The 18,228-nt window shown below is 72.4% G+C and carries 17 protein-coding genes; 4 read left to right on the top strand and 13 right to left on the bottom strand.

Annotated features, from left to right (window positions below; genetic code table 11):
• Positions 1–71 precede the first annotated feature (71 nt).
• The 12 genes from moeZ to OG352_RS28435 all read right to left on the bottom strand — a co-directional run bounded on the left by moeZ (position 72) and on the right by OG352_RS28435 (position 14,959).
• Positions 72–1,250: an adenylyltransferase/sulfurtransferase MoeZ gene (gene moeZ, locus OG352_RS28490; RefSeq protein ID WP_329220826.1), complete on the bottom strand. Its 1,179-nt coding sequence runs from the start codon at positions 1,248–1,250 to the stop codon at positions 72–74.
• Between the two features lie 63 nt (positions 1,251–1,313).
• Positions 1,314–2,072 carry a spherulation-specific family 4 protein gene (locus OG352_RS28485; RefSeq protein WP_329220824.1) on the bottom strand — a complete coding sequence of 253 codons (759 nt, stop codon included), beginning with the start codon at positions 2,070–2,072 and terminating at the stop codon, positions 1,314–1,316.
• Positions 2,060–3,022: an NAD-dependent epimerase/dehydratase family protein gene (locus OG352_RS28480; protein ID WP_329220822.1), complete on the bottom strand. Its 963-nt coding sequence runs from the start codon at positions 3,020–3,022 to the stop codon at positions 2,060–2,062. The genes OG352_RS28485 and OG352_RS28480 overlap by 13 nt, the downstream gene beginning before the upstream one ends.
• Positions 3,023–3,607: 585 nt before the next feature.
• Positions 3,608–4,894, bottom strand: coding sequence for a hypothetical protein (locus OG352_RS28475; RefSeq protein ID WP_329220821.1), 1,287 nt, complete (start codon positions 4,892–4,894; stop codon positions 3,608–3,610).
• Positions 4,891–6,579 carry a glycosyltransferase gene (locus tag OG352_RS28470; protein WP_329220819.1) on the bottom strand — a complete coding sequence of 563 codons (1,689 nt, stop codon included), beginning with the start codon at positions 6,577–6,579 and terminating at the stop codon, positions 4,891–4,893. The genes OG352_RS28475 and OG352_RS28470 overlap by 4 nt, the downstream gene beginning before the upstream one ends.
• Positions 6,580–6,904: 325 nt before the next feature.
• Positions 6,905–8,512: an ABC transporter ATP-binding protein gene (locus tag OG352_RS28465; protein ID WP_329220818.1), complete on the bottom strand. Its 1,608-nt coding sequence runs from the start codon at positions 8,510–8,512 to the stop codon at positions 6,905–6,907.
• The gene (locus tag OG352_RS28460; RefSeq protein WP_329220816.1) at positions 8,509–9,507 is read right to left on the bottom strand and encodes an ABC transporter permease; all 999 of its coding nucleotides are present in this window, start codon (positions 9,505–9,507) and stop codon (positions 8,509–8,511) included. Before OG352_RS28460 ends, OG352_RS28465 begins: the two co-directional genes overlap by 4 nt.
• Positions 9,504–10,565, bottom strand: coding sequence for an ABC transporter permease (locus tag OG352_RS28455; protein ID WP_329220814.1), 1,062 nt, complete (start codon positions 10,563–10,565; stop codon positions 9,504–9,506). Before OG352_RS28455 ends, OG352_RS28460 begins: the two co-directional genes overlap by 4 nt.
• 4 nt (positions 10,566–10,569) lie before the next feature.
• Complete coding sequence (locus OG352_RS28450) at positions 10,570–12,288, bottom strand: ABC transporter substrate-binding protein (protein WP_329220813.1); 1,719 nt, start codon at positions 12,286–12,288, stop codon at positions 10,570–10,572.
• Between the two features lie 148 nt (positions 12,289–12,436).
• Positions 12,437–12,532, bottom strand: a complete 96-nt coding sequence (locus tag OG352_RS28445) for an Ms4533A family Cys-rich leader peptide (protein ID WP_329220811.1) — start codon at positions 12,530–12,532, stop codon at positions 12,437–12,439.
• An 83-nt stretch (positions 12,533–12,615) separates the two neighbouring features.
• On the bottom strand, positions 12,616–13,842 hold the full coding sequence (locus tag OG352_RS28440; RefSeq protein ID WP_329224000.1) for a DUF3152 domain-containing protein: 1,227 nt from the start codon (positions 13,840–13,842) through the stop codon (positions 12,616–12,618).
• 139 nt (positions 13,843–13,981) lie between these two features.
• Positions 13,982–14,959 carry an alpha/beta fold hydrolase gene (locus OG352_RS28435; RefSeq protein WP_329220810.1) on the bottom strand — a complete coding sequence of 326 codons (978 nt, stop codon included), beginning with the start codon at positions 14,957–14,959 and terminating at the stop codon, positions 13,982–13,984.
• Positions 14,960–15,209: 250 nt separating this feature from the next.
• Between OG352_RS28435 and OG352_RS28430 the strand changes: the two genes are divergently transcribed.
• From OG352_RS28430 to OG352_RS28415, 4 genes are all read left to right on the top strand, one after another.
• The gene (locus OG352_RS28430; protein ID WP_329220809.1) at positions 15,210–15,437 is read left to right on the top strand and encodes a hypothetical protein; all 228 of its coding nucleotides are present in this window, start codon (positions 15,210–15,212) and stop codon (positions 15,435–15,437) included.
• Between the two features lie 222 nt (positions 15,438–15,659).
• Positions 15,660–16,301: a TetR/AcrR family transcriptional regulator gene (locus OG352_RS28425; protein WP_329220807.1), complete on the top strand. Its 642-nt coding sequence runs from the start codon at positions 15,660–15,662 to the stop codon at positions 16,299–16,301.
• A 159-nt stretch (positions 16,302–16,460) separates the two neighbouring features.
• On the top strand, positions 16,461–16,688 hold the full coding sequence (locus tag OG352_RS28420) for a DUF3107 domain-containing protein (RefSeq protein WP_093780360.1): 228 nt from the start codon (positions 16,461–16,463) through the stop codon (positions 16,686–16,688).
• Between the two features lie 228 nt (positions 16,689–16,916).
• A complete protein-coding gene (locus OG352_RS28415; protein ID WP_329220805.1) occupies positions 16,917–17,186 on the top strand; it encodes a hypothetical protein in 270 nt (89 codons plus the stop codon).
• Positions 17,187–17,214: 28 nt separating this feature from the next.
• On the opposite strand, the gene OG352_RS28410 is transcribed toward OG352_RS28415, so the two are convergent.
• Positions 17,215–17,958: a ferritin-like fold-containing protein gene (locus OG352_RS28410; RefSeq protein WP_329220804.1), complete on the bottom strand. Its 744-nt coding sequence runs from the start codon at positions 17,956–17,958 to the stop codon at positions 17,215–17,217.
• Between the last annotated feature and the right edge of the window lie 270 nt (positions 17,959–18,228).

The following is an 18,228-nucleotide window of genomic DNA, read 5'->3' as shown; positions in this document are numbered from 1 at the left end:
GTGGTATGCGAAACCCCCGCCGGTCGGACCGGTCGGACCGGGAGACCCGGTGGGCGCTACGGGCGGCCGGATCAGTAGATCGGCTTGCTCGGCTCGATCTGGTTGACCCAGCCGATCACGCCACCGCCGACGTGCACGGCGTCCGCGAAGCCCGCGGACTTCAGCACCGCGAGGACTTCCGCACTGCGGACACCCGTCTTGCAGTGCAAGACGATCTTCTTGTCCTGCGGCAGGCCCTGCAGTGCGGTGCCCATGAGGAACTCGTTCTTCGGGATCAGCTTGGCGCCCGGGATGGAGACGATCTCGTACTCGTTCGGCTCGCGGACGTCGATGATCTCGATGTTCTCGCCGTCGTCGATCCACTCCTTGAGCTGCTTGGGAGTGATCGTCGAGCCGGCGGCCGCCGCCTGGGCCTCTTCGGAGACGACGCCGCAGAAGGCCTCGTAGTCGATGAGCTCGGTGACGGTCGGATTCTCGCCGCAGACCGCGCAGTTCGGGTCCTTGCGGATCTTGACCTGGCGGTACTGCATCTCCAGGGCGTCATAGATCATCAGACGGCCGACCAGGGAGTCGCCGGTGCCGGTGAGGACCTTGATCGCCTCGGTGACCTGGATGGAGCCGATGGACGCGCACAGCACGCCCAGCACGCCGCCCTCGGCGCAGGAGGGGACCATGCCCGGCGGCGGGGGCTCCGGGTAGAGGCAGCGGTAGCAGGGGCCGTGCTCGGACCAGAACACGGAGGCCTGGCCGTCGAAGCGGTAGATCGAGCCCCATACGTACGGCTTGTTCAGCAGCACGCACGCGTCGTTGACCAGGTAGCGGGTCGCGAAGTTGTCCGTGCCGTCGACGATCAGGTCGTACTGGCTGAAGATGTCCATCACGTTCTCGGCCTCGAGCCGTTCCTCGTGAAGGATCACGTTCACGTACGGGTTGATGCCGAGGACGGAGTCACGGGCGGAGGCGGCCTTGGAGCGGCCGATGTCCGCCTGGCTGTGGATGATCTGGCGCTGCAGGTTCGACTCGTCGACCTCGTCGAACTCCACGATGCCCAGCGTGCCCACGCCCGCCGCGGCCAGGTACATCAGCGCCGGCGAGCCCAGGCCGCCGGCGCCCACACAGAGCACCTTGGCGTTCTTCAGCCGCTTCTGCCCGTCCATCCCCACGTCCGGGATGATCAGGTGGCGGGAGTACCGGCGAACCTCGTCTACGGTGAGCTCAGAGGCTGGCTCGACCAGGGGTGGCAGCGACACGGGGACTCCGTTGGTCGGTCAATCACTACGGTTGTTCCGCCTGTAACACTGCCACGCCCCTCTTCATTCCGAGACACCCGTTCCGATCCGCGAGACGATCTCGTCCCAGTAGCCGGGCATGGTCTCCCAGGGGCCGGTCAGGCCGGCGCGGTCGGTGCCGTCGGTGAACCAGATCGTCGCGGCGCCCTGCCAGCGGGCGATGCGCAGCGCCTCGTCGAGGTGGCCGCGCGGCACGCCGTGCACGAAGTGGCAGAAGCGTTCGGGCGGGTGGTCCGCGGTCCACTCGGCCACCTGCGACCAGCGGTAGTCGCTCCAGGTTCCGGAGAAGGTGACCAACTGGTCGGCGTGCTCGGCGTATCCGGGGTAGGGGTGGGTGCCGTGGCCGAGGACGATGTGGGGCGCGTCCCGCAGGGTGCGGAGCGCGCCGATCGTGCGGCGCAGTCCGGGGAGCGCGGTGCGCTCGGCCGGGCAGCGGTCCAGGAGGAAGCCGTCGACCCGGTACCAGTCGAGGTACCGCTGCGCGTCGGAGACGACTTCGGCGAAGGCGCGGGCTCCGTGGCGGGTGTCGAGGTTCCCGAGGACACGGACGCCCGCGTTGCGCAGCCGGCCCACGGCTTCCAGGCAGCGCGGGTCGGGGCGGACGCCGGGGCCGTCGGCGACGTCGAGGACGACCCAGTCCAGGTGCCCGCCGGAACGGGTGAGTTCGTCCCACTCGGCCGGCGCGAGGAGGGGGTGCGCGATACCGGGGACGCCGAGGCCGGTGCGGACGTCGGTGGTTCCGGCGCTCGCGGTGCCCGCCGGGGTTCCGGTCAGATACGACATGCCGCCTCCATCCAGATGTCGGCGAGGGACTCCTCGAGGTTGATCCGGGGCCGCCAGCCGAGCCGGTCGCGGGCGGTGCGCACATCGGCCTGCTGCCAGGTGCCGCACCCGTCCGGATACGGGTACGCGACGGGTCCCCCGTGGTCGGGCTCGGGGCGGGGGTGGCCGATGGCGGGCCTGAGGTGGCCGCCGGGCGGGCCGTCGAGTTCGTGGAGGGCGCCGCTGTACCCGGCCACGCGGGCGAGGATCCCGGCGGCGTCCCGCAGCCGGACGGCGCGGCCCGAGCCGATGTTGATGACACCCTGCGCGGCGGAGAGCGAGGCGGCGTGCACGGCGCGGGCCACGTCGCGGACGTCGATGAAGTCGCGCTGCACACCGAGCCCGCCGAGCTTGAGCTCGCCGTCGCCGGACTGCATGGCCCGGCGCATCGCCTCGGCGAGCCGGCCCAGCGGGGAGCCGGCGGGCGTGCCCGGTCCGGCGGGCGAGAAGATCCGGAGCACGACGGCGTCCAGGCCGGAGCCGAGGACGAGTTCGGTGGCGGCGAGTTTGCTGACGCCGTACGGGCCGCCGGGGCGGGGCACGGCGTCCTCCGCCGTGGAGGAGCCGGGCTGGCTCGGACCGTACTCGGCGCCACAGCCGAGCTGCACCAGCCGGGCGCCGCAGCCGCTGCGGCGCAGGGCCTCGCAGACGGTGGCGACGGCGACGGTGTTGTGCCGGGTGAGTTCGCGGGCGCCGCCGCGGGTGGTGCCCGCGCAGTTGACGACGACCTGGGGGTGGACCGCGTCGAGGAAGCGGGTGAGCGCGCCGGGGCTGCCGGACGCGAGGTCGAAGCGGACGTCGGCGTCGTCGCCGCGGCCGAGCACGGTGAGCTGGACGGCCGGGTCGGCGAGCAGACGGTCGGCGACGAAACGGCCGAGGTAGCCGTTGGCTCCGATCAGCAGAACCCTCATCGTGCGGCTCCCGGGGTGTGCGCGGCGGCGGTCGCCGGGGCCGCGGGGGCTCCGGTCGTCCGGTGTGCTCCGGCTGCTCCTGTGACCGCGGGGGCTCCGGCGACCGCGGGTGCCCCGGTGGCACCGGTCGCTCCGGATCGGGAGGTGGTCATCTGGTCTCTCCTTCAAGGGTGTTGCGCTGGGTTGCGGCTGGGTGGAGGAGCGCGTGCGTCGTGCGGTCGGGGCACGGTGGGGGTTGCGCTGCGCGCGGTGGCCGGGATGCCGAGGACCGGCGCCGGGCTGGGGTGGGGGTACGTCGACGGTGGGTAGCGGTGGGCCGCTGGTGGGCGGCGGTAGGCCGCCAGTGGGCGGGGGCTGACAGGCGATGCCCCAGAGCCGCGGGGCCCGCCCCCTGGCCCGGCGGGACGGCCCCCGGACGCTGTGGGACGCCCCCCTGGCCCGCCTCGACGGCCCTCTGACTCGGCGGGACGCCTTCCTGCCCCGGCGGGGCGGCCTCCTGATCGGGCGGGACGGCTTCCTGCCTCGCCCGCGGGGACGGGCGAGGGCGGGTCCGGGCCCGGGCCCGGATCCAGGTCCCAGTCCGGGTCAGCATGGCTGGTCCGGTCGGGCGTGGGACGAGGCCCTGGTCAGCGTGCGGGTCGCGTGGATCAGGAGGGTCAGGGCGGCGGCTCCGCAGAGGAGGGTCGGCACACCGGCCGGGCCCCAGGCGGCCACGAGGCTCTCCACGGGCGTGGCCAGGAAGCCGCAGCCGGGAAGGCGGCCCGCGAAGACCGTGGCCGGGGCGAGCACCTCGGCCGTGCCGACGGCGCCGAGGACGACCGCCGGGGCGTGGGTGAAGCCGTGCACGGTGACGAGGCGGGCGAGGAACAGGAGCGCGCCCAGGGTGAGGGTGTGGCCGTAGAAGGCGGGCTCGCCCAGGGCCATGGCGCAGAGGGCGTCCAGTGCGGCGAGCGCGCACAGGAACAGGGCCACGGTGCCGAGCAGCAACGGCTGCACGGAGGCGGCGAACTCCTCCAGGCCACGGCTGGTCTCCAGACGGCGCCGGGCGCGTACCGCGAGGAGGTGAGCGCTCCAGGCGGCGGGCGCGCAGGCCAGGGCGAGGGTCAGCAGGGGGACGGCGGCGAGGGCCCAGGGGCCGTCGGCCGTCCCGTCGGGCAGGCCGTCGGGGCCACCGCCGACGGCGGCGCGCAGGAGACCGTCGCCGAGGGCGGCGTAGCCGAGGAGCCAGCAGGTCCACGCGCCCGTCCGGTGCGGGCCGGGGTGGGCGCCGCTGTGCGGGCTCAGCGGGCCCCTGCGCAGTACCGCGCGCACGGCGAAGGTGACGGCGAGGATGCCGGCGGCGGCGACGAGGAGACACGTCCGGCCGTGGGTGAGGCGTACGCCGGTCAGGGTCGCGGCGCACAGGGCGCCCGGCAGGAGGGTGAGCAGCGCCCAGTCCAGGCGGGGGCGGGGGATCGCGGTCGGCGTGGTGAGCGCGGGTGTGTCGCCGTCGCGGGGGACGCGGGCGTACATCTCCTCCGCGAGGGAGAAGACGTCCCGGTGCCGGAAGCGGGCGGCGGTGCGGTCGGTGACCCCGTGCGCCTCCAGGCCCGCCGCGATCTCCAGCGGGTCGACGGCCCGTTCGCACAGCTCACGGTGACGGTGCATCAGGGTCTTCACCGGGTCGGCGGCGCCCCGGCGAGGGGCGGCCCGTCTACGGCCGTCGGCGACCGTGTCGGCCTCAGTACGCCCGGCGGCCTCGGTGCGCGCACCGGCGCTTCCCGCGCCCCCCGCAGGCTCCGTAGTCCCCGCAGGCTCGGCGGTCTCCGTAGTCCCCGCGGTCTCCGTAGTCCCCGCAGGCTCCGGCCGGTCCAGTTCGTCGAGCCCGCTCATCGTGCCCCCTCCGTCGCGGCGACCGGCGAGGTGCCTCGTACCGGCGGCCCCGCCGCCCAGCCCGGGCTGGGCCGGGCGGTGACCCGCGTGCCCAGGTCGGTCCACAGGCCCGGCAGCCGCGCCTCGGCCGGGACGGCGAACGGCCGGGGTTCGCCGTCGTCGTCGAGGAGGAATCGCGGTACCGGCGCCTGGGAGACGAGCTCCAGGTAGATGTCGTGGAACGCCTCGATGTTCTGCTCGACCGTGAACAGTTCGAGGGCGCGGGCGCGGGCCGCCGCGCCCAGGCGCGCACGGCGCTCGGGGTCGCGCAGCAGCGCCACGCACGCCTCCGCGAGCGCCCGTGGATTGCGCGGCGGGACGACCAGTCCCGTGCCGCCGATCACCTCGACCACCGCGCCGACGTCGGTCGACACGGTCGCCCGGCCGCAGAACATCGCCTCGACCAGGCCGACCGGGAACCCCTCGACGACGCTGGACAGGACGACGACCGCACCGGCCGCGTACGCCTCGGCCAGGCTGGGCGCCTCCGGGCCGCCGATCTCCTCGAAGGAGACCGGGTTGTCGCCGACGGCGTGCGGTCCGTCCGCCTCGTCGGGGAAGAGCTGTGCGGCCAGCATCCGGCAGTCGCCGAGGTAGGCACGGCCCTCCGTCCCTGCCGGTGCGCCGATGATCCGCAGGCGTGTCCGGGGCTCCTCCTTGCGGATCTCCGCGAAGGCGTGCAGCAGCGACACCAGGTCCTTCGCCGGTTCCACCCGGCCGACCCAGACCAGGGTGTGCGGGTCGGCGGTGTCGGGGGCGTCGCCCACCTCGGCGAAGCGGGACGCCTCCATGCCCGGGTAGACGGTGCGCAGTTTGGCGCGGTCGGCGCCGCACCGCTCCTGCCAGCGGCGGGCGTGCGTGTTGCCCGGCGTGACGCACCCCGCCCGCCGGTAGACCTCGGCCGCGAGCCGGCCGTGGAAGGCGGCGAGCAGGGCGCGTACGGCGGGGGCCTCGGCGGAGCTCAGATAGTGCGTCCGCAGCCGTACCCCGTACTCGGTGACCAGCAGCGGCACGTCGAAGAAGTGCCGGGCGAGCAGCCCGGGCAGGGCCGCCGGGCCGCCGGACGCGGCGTGGCACAGGTCGACCGCGCCGAGGCCCTCTCCCCCGTCGCCCGCCTCGTCCTCGTACCAGTCGAGCGAGAGGGGGCGCAGGGCGCGTTCGAGGTGTGCGGCGACGGCGAGCAGGTCCGGTACGCGCGCCTCACGCGCCGTGCGCAGCGCGCCGGGCGCGCGGCAGGCGCGTTCCAGTGCGCGCACGGCGCCTTCCGAGCGGAGCGCTCCCACCAGTCCGCCCTCGTCCCGGGCGAGTTCGGCGAGGCCGTACAGCGCGGTGGCGAAACGGTCCGCCTGGGCGGCCGAACCGGCCCCCGAGGAGTCCGCCGGGTCCGGGGACTCGCCCTCGCACAGAGCGGTCACGAGTTCGCCGTAGAACTCGCCGAAGCGACGGCGCGCGCGCCGGCCGTACGCGACCCCGTCGTCCTCGGCCGTCCACAGCGGCGCCGTGCGCACCCGGCTGACCTGCGGCGGAAGCTCGACCCAGCCCGCGTCCTCCTGGTGTTCGGCGCGGCTGAGCGCGTAGACGTCGAACTCGTGCTGCCCGAGCCCGCGCACGAGCCGGTCGCACCACACCCCGGCGTCACCGCTCACATACGGATAGCCACCCTCCGTAAGCAGTCCGATGCGCACGCGCACCCCCGATCTCCCGTTTGGGGAGCCGCCGTTGACCCGGCGGCTCGCAGCGGGACGAACGTATGCGGACAAGGCGGTGGTGCGATGGACGGTTGTCCGTCGCACCACCAAAAGGGGTGAACGGTCGTAACTTTCCCGTGCGGGTCGCGTTCGGTCGCGCTAGGAGATCATCCGACCGCGAAACGTTACGCCACACACGTCACACACGCGCGTCCCACGGCCGCCGTCGAACGACACCGACCGACACCGACCGACGCCGACCGACGCCGAACGCCACCGGACCTCAGGCCACGGCCGGCTCCCGCCGTTGCGCGCGCCGCCGCGCCGCGACCGCCGGGTCGAGCGCCGGTACGGCGGCCAGGAGCTGCCTGGTGTACGGGTGCCGTGGCGACTCGTACACCTCGTCGGCGGGGCCCTCCTCGACGACGCGGCCGTGCCGCATCACCGCGACCCGGTCGCTGACCTGGCGCACCACGGCCAGGTCATGGGCGACGAAGACGAGGGCGAGGCCGAGTTCGCGCCGCAGTTCGCCGAGCAGGGCGACGACCTGGGCCTGGGTGGTCACGTCGAGCGCGGAGACCGGTTCGTCGCAGACGATGACGTGCGGGTCGGCCGCGAGCGCCCGCGCGATGCCCACGCGCTGGCGCTGACCGCCGCTGAACTCGTGCGGGTAGCGGTCGTAGTGCGCCGTTTCGAGCCCCACGCGCTCCAGCAGTTCCGTCACACGCCCCCTGATGCGTTTCTCGTCCCGTTCGCCCCGCGCGCGGAGCGGGTCGGCGATGGACTCGCCCACGCTGCGGCGGGGGTTGAGGGAGGAGACGGGATCCTGGAAGACCATCTGCACGGTCGGGTGCACGCCCGACGACACCTGTCCCGCGTAGCGGACCTCGCCCGCCGTCGGCGTGAGCAGCCCGACCAGCATCCGGCCCAGCGTCGTCTTACCGCTGCCGCTCTCGCCGACGACGCCGAGGGTCTCGCCCCGGCGGACCGTCAGCGACACGCCGTCCACGGCCGCGAACGCCCGCTTCCCGCGCCCGAACTCGCGCCGCAGCCCGGTCGCTTCGAGCACCACCTCCCCAAAGACACCGGCCCCCTCGCCCCGCGCGTCCTCTCTCCTCGCGTCCACCCGCGGCACCGCGCCCAGCAGTTCGCGCGTGTACGCCTGCGCGGGCGTCGCCAGCACTGCGCCCGCCGGACCGTGCTCGACGAGCCGCCCGTGCCGCATGACGAGCACCTCGTCGACGCTCTCCGCCGCCACGCCCACGTCGTGCGTGACCAGCAGCAGCCCCATGCCGGTCTCCTCGCGCAGGGTGTGCAGCAGGTCGAGGATCTGGGCCTGGACGGTCACGTCGAGCGCGGTCGTCGGCTCGTCGGCGATCAGCAGGTCGGGCTCGCAGGCCAGCGCCATGGCGATGAGGGCGCGCTGGCGCATGCCGCCGCTGAACTCGTGCGGGCGCGACCGGGACCGCCGTACCGCGTCCGGAATTCCAACTCGCTCCAGCACCTCCACCGCACGCGCGCGTGCCGCACGTCGCGACACACGCGTGTGCACGCGGTGGACCTCGGCGATCTGGTCGCCGATCGCGTAGTACGGGTCGAGGGAGGACAGCGGGTCCTGGAAGACCATCGCCGCCTTCGCGCCCCGCAGCCGCCGTAGCGCCTCGTCGGACGCCTCCTGTACGTCCACTCCGGCGACCTCGATCGAGCCGCCCACCCGCGCCCCCGTGCCCCGGTGCAGCCCCAGCAGGGCCGAGGCGACCGTGGACTTGCCGGAGCCGGACTCGCCGACCAGGCCGAGGGCGGCGCCCTTCTCCAGGCGGAAGGAGAGGCCGTCGACGGCGCGCAGCGCGCCGAAGGCGACCGTCAGGTCCGTGACGTCCACCAGGCTCATGCGAGCACCACCCGTCGGTCGGCCACCGCGTACAGGACGTCCGCGACGGCGTTGGCGAGAACCACGAAGAAACCGATGACCAGGACCATCCCGACGACGACCGGCAGGTCGACGACGTTGACCGCGTGCACCAGTTCCTGTCCGATGCCGGGGAGTCCGAAGAGGGTCTCGGTGAGCACCGCGCCGCCGACCGCGGAGCCGAAGTTGTTCGCGTTCAGCGCGATGACCGGCGCGAACGCCCCGCGCAGCGCGTGCCGCCCGATGATCGACCGCTCGCCGACGCCGTACGCGCGGAAGGTGCGGATGTGGTCCTCGGCGAGGGTCTCCAGCATCGACGACCGGGTCAGCCGGGCGAACGAGGCGGCCTCGATCAGGGCGAGCGAGAGCCACGGCAGGAGCAGGTTCCACGCCCACTGCTCGGGGTCGTCGGTGAGGTTCACGTACTGCGGGAAGGGCAGCAGCCGCAACTGCCCGCAGACGACGATCATCAGCACGAGGCCGATCACGAAGACGGGGGTGGCGACGCCCGCGAGCGTGACGCCGGTCAGCACGCGCTCGGTGAGCCGGCCGCGCCGCCACGCCGAGAGCACGCCCGTGCCGACGCCGAGGACCAGCCACACCGCCATCGCGCCGAAGACGAGCGACAGGCTCACCGGCAGCTTGGTCAGGATCAGCCCGGCGACCTGCTGGTCGCTCTGGTACGACAGCCCCAGGCAGGGCGCCGGACAGCGCTCCACAGAGGTGCCCGTGGAGTAGTCCTGGCCGGCGACGAGGCCCTCCAGGAAGTGCCAGTAGCGCACGTACAGGGGTTCGTCGAGGCGCAGTTGCCCGGCGACCTGCTGCACCTGTTCCGGCGAACACCGGGGGCCGCAGGTGATCTGGGCGACGTTGCCGGGAGTGACGTAGAAGACGACGTAGACGATCACCGAGATGGCGAACAGGGTGAGCGCGGTGCCGATCGCGCGCCGCAGCACGAAGCCGCCGAAGCCGCTCATGAGGAGGCCTCCTTCCGCGCGGGAACCACCGGAGCGGTCCGGTCCGCCTTGTCACCGGTCCCGTCCGCCTTGTGCTCGCGCCTGCGGCCCGTCCCGACCCGCAGCCGGGACGCCGCGCGCGGGTCGAGCGCGGTGCGCACGCCGTCGCCGAGGACGGTCAGCGCGAGGACGGTCGTGAAGAGCAGGCCGGCGGGCAGCAGCAGGTACTGCGGGGCCGCCTGGTACCAGACGTCGGCGGCGGTGAGCATCTGCCCCCAGGACGGCGTGGGCGGCTTCACGCCGACGCCGAGGAAGGAAAGGGCTGCCTCGACGGTGATGTTCTGCGGCACGAGCAGGGCCGCGTACGTGATGACGGGGGCGGCGAGCCCGGGCAGCAGTTCGCGGCGGGCGATGCGCCAGGTGCCCCAGCCGCTGAGCCGCGCCGCCGCTACGTGATCGAGGCCCTTGAGAGTGAGCGTCTGGGCGCGCACCACCTTGGCGATGTTGCCCCAGGAGAGCAGGCCGATGACCAGGGTGACCAGGACGGGCCGGGGAAAGCTCGCCGGGACGATCGCGAGCAGCGCCAACGACATGATCATCAGCGGCAGGGCGATGAAGATGTCGGTGATCCGGCTCAACAGTTGATCAACCCATCGGTTGCCGAGTGCCGAAGCGATGCCCATGGTGACGCCGATGACGACCTGGACGACGGTCGCGGCCAGCGCGACGCCCAGCGACACCCGGGCGCCGTGGACGAGCCGGGCGAACAGGTCGCGGCCGGTCTGCGGTTCGACGCCGAGCCAGTGGTCGCCGCTGATGCCGCCGAGCGGCCCGACGGGCACGCCCCCGCGCGCGGAGTCGATGAGGGAGGGGTGGTAGGTGGTCGGGTCCTGGCCCTCGATGGCGGTGAGCAGCGGCGCGGCGAGCGCGACCAGGACGAGCAGCGCGACGACGACCGCCGCGCCGAGGGCGGCGCGCTGCGCCCGCAGCCGCCGCCAGAACTGACGGGCCCCCGAGGCCCCGGGCGCGGACGCGGGGTCCGTGCCGGGGGTCTCGGCGACGAGGAGGGTCTCGCTCACGGCGCTACTCGACCGCGACCTGCGACGGGTCCAGGACGCCGTCCCAGTCGCTGATGACGATGTTGCGGACGTCCGCGCCGTACAGCCGCTTGTAGACGGGGTGGAACAGCGGGACGGTCAGCGCCTGTGCGCCGATCTTCTTGTCCAGTGCACCCCACCGCTTGGCGGCGGCGTCAAGATCCGTCAACCTGTTGATCGCGTCAATCTCCGCATTGATCGACTTGTCGTTGAGGATGCCCGTGTTGAAGTTGGCTCCATCATTGACGATCTGCCGGCCGTCGAAGATCGGGGCGAGGAACGGGCCGCCCGAGGGCCAGTCGGCGCCCCAGTGGGCCAGGAAGAAGCCGGGCTCCTTCTTCACGTCGTGGATGGTGTCGGAGTAGTCGTTGTCCTCCAGGCCCTGCAGCCTGACGGTGATGCCGGCCTTCTTGAGCGCGTCCTGTACGGCGGTCGCGATCTCCGGGCTGGTCTCGAAGTCCTGGCTGTTGGAGTGCGTGAGGGTGACGGTCAGCCCGTTCGGGTGGCCGGCCGACTTCAGCAGTTCCCTGGCCTTCGCCGCGTCACCGGTGGCGCCGGCCGGGAAGAGGTCGTAGGGCTCGTAGCCGAAGGACTTCTGGCTCGGCAGGAAGGTGGTGGCGGCCTCGGCGAGCGAGGACCCGCCCGCCGCGTTGACGACCGACGACCGGTCGATGGCGTACGCGACCGCCTGCCGCACCCTGACGTCGTCGAACGGCTTCACCTTCGGGTTGAAGGCGATGTAGTTCGTGTAGCCGAAGCGGCCGGTGCCCACGCGCGCGGCGAGCTGCTTGTCGCCGCTGACCTTGGCGAGTTCGGCCGGGCCGAGGTTGGTGTCCGTGGTGATGGCGGTGGCGTCCGCCCCTTGGGACGCGGACAGCCGCTGGTTGATCACCGAGGAGTCGAGCCCGGACCGTACGTCGATCGTGTCGGGGTACGCCTTGCGCTCGGCGTCCGTCTTCGCGGACCAGTAGGTGTTGCGCTCCAGGGTGAGCCGCTCACCGTCGTTCTCGTTCCTGACGACCTTGTACGGGCCGGACGAGACCGGGTGCTCCTCGTACTTGGTGCCGGTGTCCTTGGCCTTCGGGACGGGCGCGAACTGCGTCTGCGTGGCCAGGTAGGGGAACTCGCCCTCGGGCTTGTCGAGATGGAAGACGATGGTCCGGCTGTCCGGCGTCTCGATGGCCGTGAGCCCTTTGGGGTCCTTGTACGGCCCCTGGTAGTCGGCCGCGCCGACCAGCCAGTCCCGCAGGTAGGGCGCGCCGCCGGAGAGCTCGGGGGCGAAGGACCGCTCGATGCCGTATTTGATGTCGGCCGAGGTGATCGCGGTCCCGTCCTCGTACTTCAGGCCCTCCTTGAGGGTGTACGTCCACACCGTGGCGTCCTTGTTCGGGCGCCCGGTGTCGGTGGCCAGGTCGGGGACGACCTTCGCGCCCGGGGCGCCGTTCTCGCGGTTGCGCGTGGTGAGCGTTCTGAAGACCAGGGAGGGGACCTTGCCGCCGCCTGAGGTGTACAGGCGGGCCGGGTCGAAGTCCTGCTGCGGGTTGCGGTTCAGGATCGTCAGCGTGCCGCCCTGATGCGGTGCGGAGTCGCTGCCGGCGGCCTTGGCATCGTTGTCCTCGGGCCCGCAGGCGGCGGCACCCGCTGCCACCACCAGGCTGACGGACACCGCGGCCACGCGGCGCGCTGTACGGGACGGATGACGCATCGAAGACGACCTCTCAAATAATGAGACGGAATGACGAGGGGTGAGACAGGAATGAGCAGACGTCTGCCCGGCGTCAGGTCGTCGAAAAAACCGTGACCGAGTCACGGAGGGGGAGAAAGGGTCGCGACGCGAACGCCAGAGGCGGGCGTCAGCTACAGAGAATGTCCGCCACGCAGAGCGCGGTCACGCCGATGAGCGCCAGCTGAAGGGCGGCGCTGCTGTCGACGAGAGGACTGGACCACATGCGCAGCAATATGGAGGAACTTTCTGGGCATGTCAACGTGATCCATGAGACATCTGCCCACCCGTGAGGGTCGGCTCCGAGGGTCAACTCTTGGGATACGGCCAGGCGTTGGGCAGGCAGTGGATCCCGTCGTGGTCGAGGAATTTCGTCTGCTGCTGCATGACGGGCGCGAGGTCGCCGTCCTTGTCGCACGTGACATGGCTGTAGCCGAGCCGGTGGCCGACCTCGTGATTGATCAGCATCTGCCGGTAGGCGTACATCTCGTCGCCGTAGGTCTTCGAGCCCTGCGCCCACCGGTAGGCGTTGATCATCACGCGCTCGGTGGCGGCCGAGTCGCAGGAGACGTTGTCCTCGGTGGTGTCCAGGCCCGACTTGGCGCACCAGAAGGCGGTGGTGCCGGGACTGGCGAGAGTGATGACGAAGTCCGGTCTGCCCGAGTGGATCCGCTCGAAGGTGCGGGCGCCGTTGTGGGCCCAACTGCGTTGGTCGTTGAGCGTCTTCTGCACGGCCTGCGCGAAGAGTTCGCCGTCGAGCCCGAGGCCCTGCTCCACGTCCACCCGGTAGGTGTACTTCTGCCCCTTGCCGGGCGCCTTGGCGACGCCGACGATCGCGTCGAACTTCCCCGACCCCTTGAGCTTGGCGCCCAGCGCGTACCGGGTGTCCATCTTCTGCGCGTACGTCAGCGCGGCCGCGCTGGGGGACGCGGACGGGCGCGGCCGGTCGTCCCCGCGCGCGGTGCCGTCGACGGCCTCCCGGGCCGCCTGGTCGGTCGCGGACTGCGACACGACGGCGTCGCCGTCCCGCCCGCCGGTGACCTGCACGGCCACCACGACGGCCAGCACGGTGGTGACGGCGGCGGCCGCGATACCGACGAACGTCCGCCCCTTGGTGCCCTTGGAGCCCTTCGCGCCCTGGACGGACCCGGGCTCGCCGGTGCCCCTGTCGGTGACGGAGGTGTCGAAGGAGGTGTCGAGGGAGGCGTAAGGGTCCTGCGTATGCGCGCGTGGGGGTGCGTACGGCGTCCCCGCGCGCGGGAAGGCGTCGTCGACCTCGTCGAACGCGTCGACGTAGTCCTGGCGCAGGCTCTGACGGGGACCCTGGCGCCCGCTTCCCGGGGGCATCTGTCGCTGACGTGGTATCACGGGCTGCCCGGTACCCGTCCGGCGTCCGCTCAAGTCACCCCAGCCGCCCCCGGTTTCACGCTGTTCGGGGTGACCGCCCCGCACCTGCGGGAATCCGTGGGCGGGGGTCCCGTCGGGGAAGCGGGGCGCTCCGTGCGCGGGGGTCCCGGGGGTGCCGTCGTAGCCCAGGGGCGGAGTCTCGGTGCGGGCACCCCGGGTGTCCCCCTGAGGAGGCCCTGAGGGCGCCTCCTGCGACGCGCCCTTGGCGGCGCCTTTCGCGGTGCCCTTGGGCGCGGGTCCACGCCGGCTGTGGCGTCCCACGTCGGCCTCAGCCCCCCGCGGTCTCGGTCGTGGGCGCGGTCTCGGCGATGAGCTCCCGGACCGCCGTCGCCACCGTCTCGGGGTACTCCATCATCGCCACGTGCCCGGCGTCCGGCAGCGTGACCAGGCGGCAGTCGCGGTAGGTGCGGGCGGCTCGCGCGGCCATGCGGAAGCCGACGAGCTGGTCGCGGCCGCCGTAGACGAGGAGCGTCGGGGCGAGGACGCGTTCGGCCTGGCGCCACAGCCCGTGCTGGCCGCCCAGCGTGTACGCGCTGAGCAGCCCGCGCGTGGAGCGCGTCAACGCGTCCCAGAAGTACGGCAGTCGCATCCGCCGCTCCAGCTCCTCCACCGCGTGCTGGAACGCCTCCGGCGAGACCCGCCCCGGATCGCCGTAACAGAGCGCCGTGACGCCTCGGACGCGCTGCTCGGCCGTCCACTCGCGGGTGAACCGGCTGAAGAGCGCGGCGACGCCGGGCAGGCCGACCAGCCCCGTGGGCAGCGCGGTCCGCTGGACGCGCAGCTCGGGCAGCGCGGGCGAGATCAGCGTCAGCGTCCGCACGAGGTCGGGCCGGACGGCGGCGACCCGCGTGGACACCGCGCCGCCGAGGGAGTTGCCGAAGAGGTGGACGGGCCCGCGGCCGGTGGAGTCCAGATAGCGGATCACGGCACGCGTGTGTGCCGTGATCGAGTAGTTGCCGTCGTCCGGTGGCGGGGAGTCGCCGAAGCCCGGCAGATCGACGGCCTCGCTCTCCACGACCCCGTCGAGCAGCGCCATCAGCGCCGACCAGTTCTGCGAGGAACCGCCCAGGCCGTGCACGTACAGCGCGGGCTCGAGCCCCTCGCGCGCGGGCGGCCTGGAACGGATCGCCAGGGTGACGCCCGGCAGCCCCACCGACCGGAGCCGCTCACCCTCGGCGACCCGCACGGCAGTGGCCTTCGGCAGCACACTGGTGGGCGGCACGGAGGGCAGCTCGGTCGAAGACATGCGGCAATGTTACGAGACGATCACGCACGCCCTGGTGTGTTCGCCGTCACACGCGCGGGTCGCACGTATGTCGCGACCGACACCCCTCCGGCCCGGCACCGACACCGCACCGACGCCATACCGGCGCGAATCAGGGGCACTCGTCACACCGGCCGCATAGCGCCCGAAACGGGTCTCTCCTAGGCTCGTACCGAGGGCACCCGTGGTGACCCTGCAGCTCGCAGGGACGTTCGGAGGAAGGGAGCCCACCATGGCCGTTGACCCCACCGACCCTGAGACGTTCGAAGAGGAGGACGACGACTTCGGGGAGATCGACGTCGAGGCCCCGGAGAACGACGCCGCCGAGCAGAACACGGACGTCACACCGGAGCGCGACGCCCCCCTGAAGGACGTGGACGTGGACCCCTCCCGGGCCAACGAAGCCGATCTGATCGAACAGGCTCGCGTCGTCTCGCTCGACGAGGACGACTATCGCTGACCGGCGGCACCGCCGACCGGCACCGCTGCCTGGTCTCGCCGACCGGCGCCGAGCCACAGCGGGCCGAAGTATGCCCGGAACGTACCGGTCAAAAACCGTCTTTACCGCTTTTGCCGTCGTCCGGTCCGTGAAATTCTGCGCTCGCACCGCGCACACCACGGTTACTGAAAAGTACGATGGCGGCGCGGCGCTCACCGCAAGAGGACGATTTTGGGAGGCGGCGTGACAGCCATCGAGCAGACAGAGGCAGCGCGCCCGCGAGGCACCCGCCTGCCGCGCCGTGCCCGACGGAACCAGTTGCTGGGCGCCGCCCAGGAGGTCTTCGTCGCACAGGGCTACCACTCGGCCGCGATGGACGACATCGCCGAGCGGGCCGGCGTCAGCAAGCCGGTGCTCTACCAGCACTTCCCCGGCAAGCTCGACCTCTACCTCGCCCTGCTGGACCAGCACTGCGAGTCCCTGATCCAGGCCGTGCGCGGCGCGCTCGCGTCGACGACCGACAACAAGCAGCGCGTGCGGGCCACGATGGACGCGTACTTCGCGTACATCGAGGACGACGGCGGCGCCTTCCGGCTGGTCTTCGAGTCGGACCTGACGAACGAGCCCGCGGTGCGCGAGCGCGTCGACAAGGTCACCACCGAGTGCGCCGAGGCGATCTGCGAGGTCATCGCCGAGGACACCGGTCTGTCCAGCGCGGAGTCCATGCTGCTCGCCTCGGGTCTGGGCGGCCTCGCGCAGGTCGTGGCCCGGTCCTGGCTGCACAGCGACCGCAGCGTCCCGCGCGACCAGGCGGTGCAGTTGCTGGCCTCGCTGGCCTGGCGCGGCATCGCCGGTTTCCCGCTGCACGGCACCGATCAGCACTGACCCGCACCGCCCCCGCAGGGGCCACCCTGCTGTTTGTTCCCGCCCGTTGTTCGCTCCTGGCGTGGACGGCCGCACCGTGTACGTCGCCTCACCGGGCTAATGTGTGCAGCGTACGGCGCGGACGCCCGCGCACCCCATGACCGTCGGAGGGACATAGCCGTGGAGGTCAAGATCGGCGTGCAGCACGCGCCCCGCGAGATCGTTCTGGAGAGCGGTCAGACTCCCGAGGAGGTCGAGCGCGTGGTGGCCGACGCACTCGCCGGGAAGTCGCAGCTGCTCAGCCTCGTGGACCAGCACGGCCGCAAGGTCCTGGTTCCGGCCGACCGTCTGGCCTACGTCGAGCTGGGCGAGGCCGCCCCGCGCAAGGTGGGCTTCGGCGCACTGTAGGCGAAGCGGACAGGGGAGGGGCCCGGCGACCGGACGGTCACCGGGCCCCTCTCGCACGACCACCGCACAACCTCGGCTGACCCGACCGCACAACCCCGGCGCGCCCCCGCCGCGCGCCTCCACAGATGGAGCACAACCCGAGCACAGGGGAGGATTGCGTTCCGCAGGTCACGGGTAATGACCGGCTACGACCTTGGTGCACAGCTCCGCCGTCCGGGAGGGACCCACATGATCTTGGAAGTGCTCGGCTCCGCTGTGTTCGGTCTCGTGCTCGCGTGGGCGGCGGTCAACCGCCTCTCCCACCGCCTGCCGATCCGTACGCTCGTCCTCGCGACGGGCGTCGCCGGAGCCCTGTTCGGTGACTTCGTCACCCACAGCGCACTGGGCCCCGACACCGTCCTGCCGAGCCTCCTCGGCGCGGGGATCGTCTCCGCCGCCTCGCTCTCCCTGCTGCTGCGGCCGGCCGGCCGCCTCCGGCGACAATCGGCCCCGGCGTAGGCCCGAGCCCCCCGCGTGGGACCGGCGGTTACGCCGCCAGCCCCAGCGCGGCCATCCGCTTGGTGTGCGCCTCGGTGATGCGGGAGAACATCCGGCCCACCTCGGCGAGGTCGAAGCCGTCCGCGACGCCGCCCACGAGCATCGTCGACAGCGCGTCGCGGTCCGCGACCACCCGCTGGGACTGCGACAGCGCCTCGCCCATCAGCCGCCGCGCCCACAGCGCGAGCCGTCCGCCGACCCGCGGCTCCGCGTCGATCGCGGCCCGCACCCGGTCCACCGCGAAGCCGGCGTGTCCGGTGTCGTCGAGCACGGCCAGCACCAGGGCGCGGCTGTCGTTGTCCAGGCGCACCGCGACCTCGCGGTAGAAGTCGCTGGCGATCGAGTCGCCGACGTACGCCTTGACGAGGCCCTCCAGCCAGTCCGAGGGGGCCGTCTGCCGGTGGAAGCCGTCGAGCGCGGCGACGAACGGCTGCATCGCCGACGTCGGCTCCTCGCCGATCTCCGTGAGCCGGTCGCGCAGCCGCTCGAAGTGGTGGAACTCGGCCGACGCCATCTTCGCCAGCTCCGCCTTGTCCTCCAGCGTGGGCGCCAGCTTCGCGTCCTCGGCGAGCCGCTCGAACGCCGCCAGCTCGCCGTACGCCAGCGCACCGAGCAGGTCCACGACGGCGGCCCGGTACTGCGGGTCGGCGGCGGCCGTCGCCCAGCCCTGGGTGGCGATACCGGTGGCGGCGGCGGTGTTCTCAGGCTTGTCAGAGGTCGTCATGAAGCGCACAATAGCCCGCTCCCCGCACGGTGGAAGTCCCTGGTCAGTCAGTGTGACAACAGAGCCGTACGGGACCACGCCCGGCACTGTGACAACCACAACGTGACCGAATCGGCCATCGCATGTGCACGATTCCGGGGTATGGTGGTAATGCGCCTGCCGAATATTCGTCGGGCCGCACGTATGAGGATGCCCGGTCGGTGGCCCGATCGGCTCCGACCCGACAAGCCTTCCCTGGCCGTACGGCACATCGCGTACGACGACCGGAGGGACACCCCT

This window comes from Streptomyces sp. NBC_01485 (assembly GCF_036227125.1).
Classification (GTDB): domain Bacteria; phylum Actinomycetota; class Actinomycetes; order Streptomycetales; family Streptomycetaceae; genus Streptomyces.
Note: the sequence above shows the minus strand (reverse complement) of the source record. Positions and strands in the feature narration are given on the sequence as shown.

Bases quoted from the DNA above. Each gene is read 5' to 3' on its own strand.
- OG352_RS28480 (WP_329220822.1), bottom strand. From the start codon at position 3,022: ATGAGGGTTCTGCTGATCGGAGCCAACGGCTACCTCGGCCGTTTCGTC.
- OG352_RS28435 (WP_329220810.1), bottom strand. From the start codon at position 14,959: ATGTCTTCGACCGAGCTGCCCTCCGTGCCGCCCACCAGTGTGCTGCCG.
- OG352_RS28465 (WP_329220818.1), bottom strand. From the start codon at position 8,512: ATGAGCCTGGTGGACGTCACGGACCTGACGGTCGCCTTCGGCGCGCTG.
- OG352_RS28460 (WP_329220816.1), bottom strand. From the start codon at position 9,507: ATGAGCGGCTTCGGCGGCTTCGTGCTGCGGCGCGCGATCGGCACCGCG.
- OG352_RS28485 (WP_329220824.1), bottom strand. From the start codon at position 2,072: ATGTCGTATCTGACCGGAACCCCGGCGGGCACCGCGAGCGCCGGAACC.
- OG352_RS28445 (WP_329220811.1), bottom strand. From the start codon at position 12,532: ATGTGGTCCAGTCCTCTCGTCGACAGCAGCGCCGCCCTTCAGCTGGCG.
- OG352_RS28450 (WP_329220813.1), bottom strand. From the start codon at position 12,288: ATGCGTCATCCGTCCCGTACAGCGCGCCGCGTGGCCGCGGTGTCCGTC.
- OG352_RS28430 (WP_329220809.1), top strand. From the start codon at position 15,210: ATGGCCGTTGACCCCACCGACCCTGAGACGTTCGAAGAGGAGGACGAC.
- OG352_RS28415 (WP_329220805.1), top strand. From the start codon at position 16,917: ATGATCTTGGAAGTGCTCGGCTCCGCTGTGTTCGGTCTCGTGCTCGCG.
- OG352_RS28475 (WP_329220821.1), bottom strand. From the start codon at position 4,894: ATGAGCGGGCTCGACGAACTGGACCGGCCGGAGCCTGCGGGGACTACG.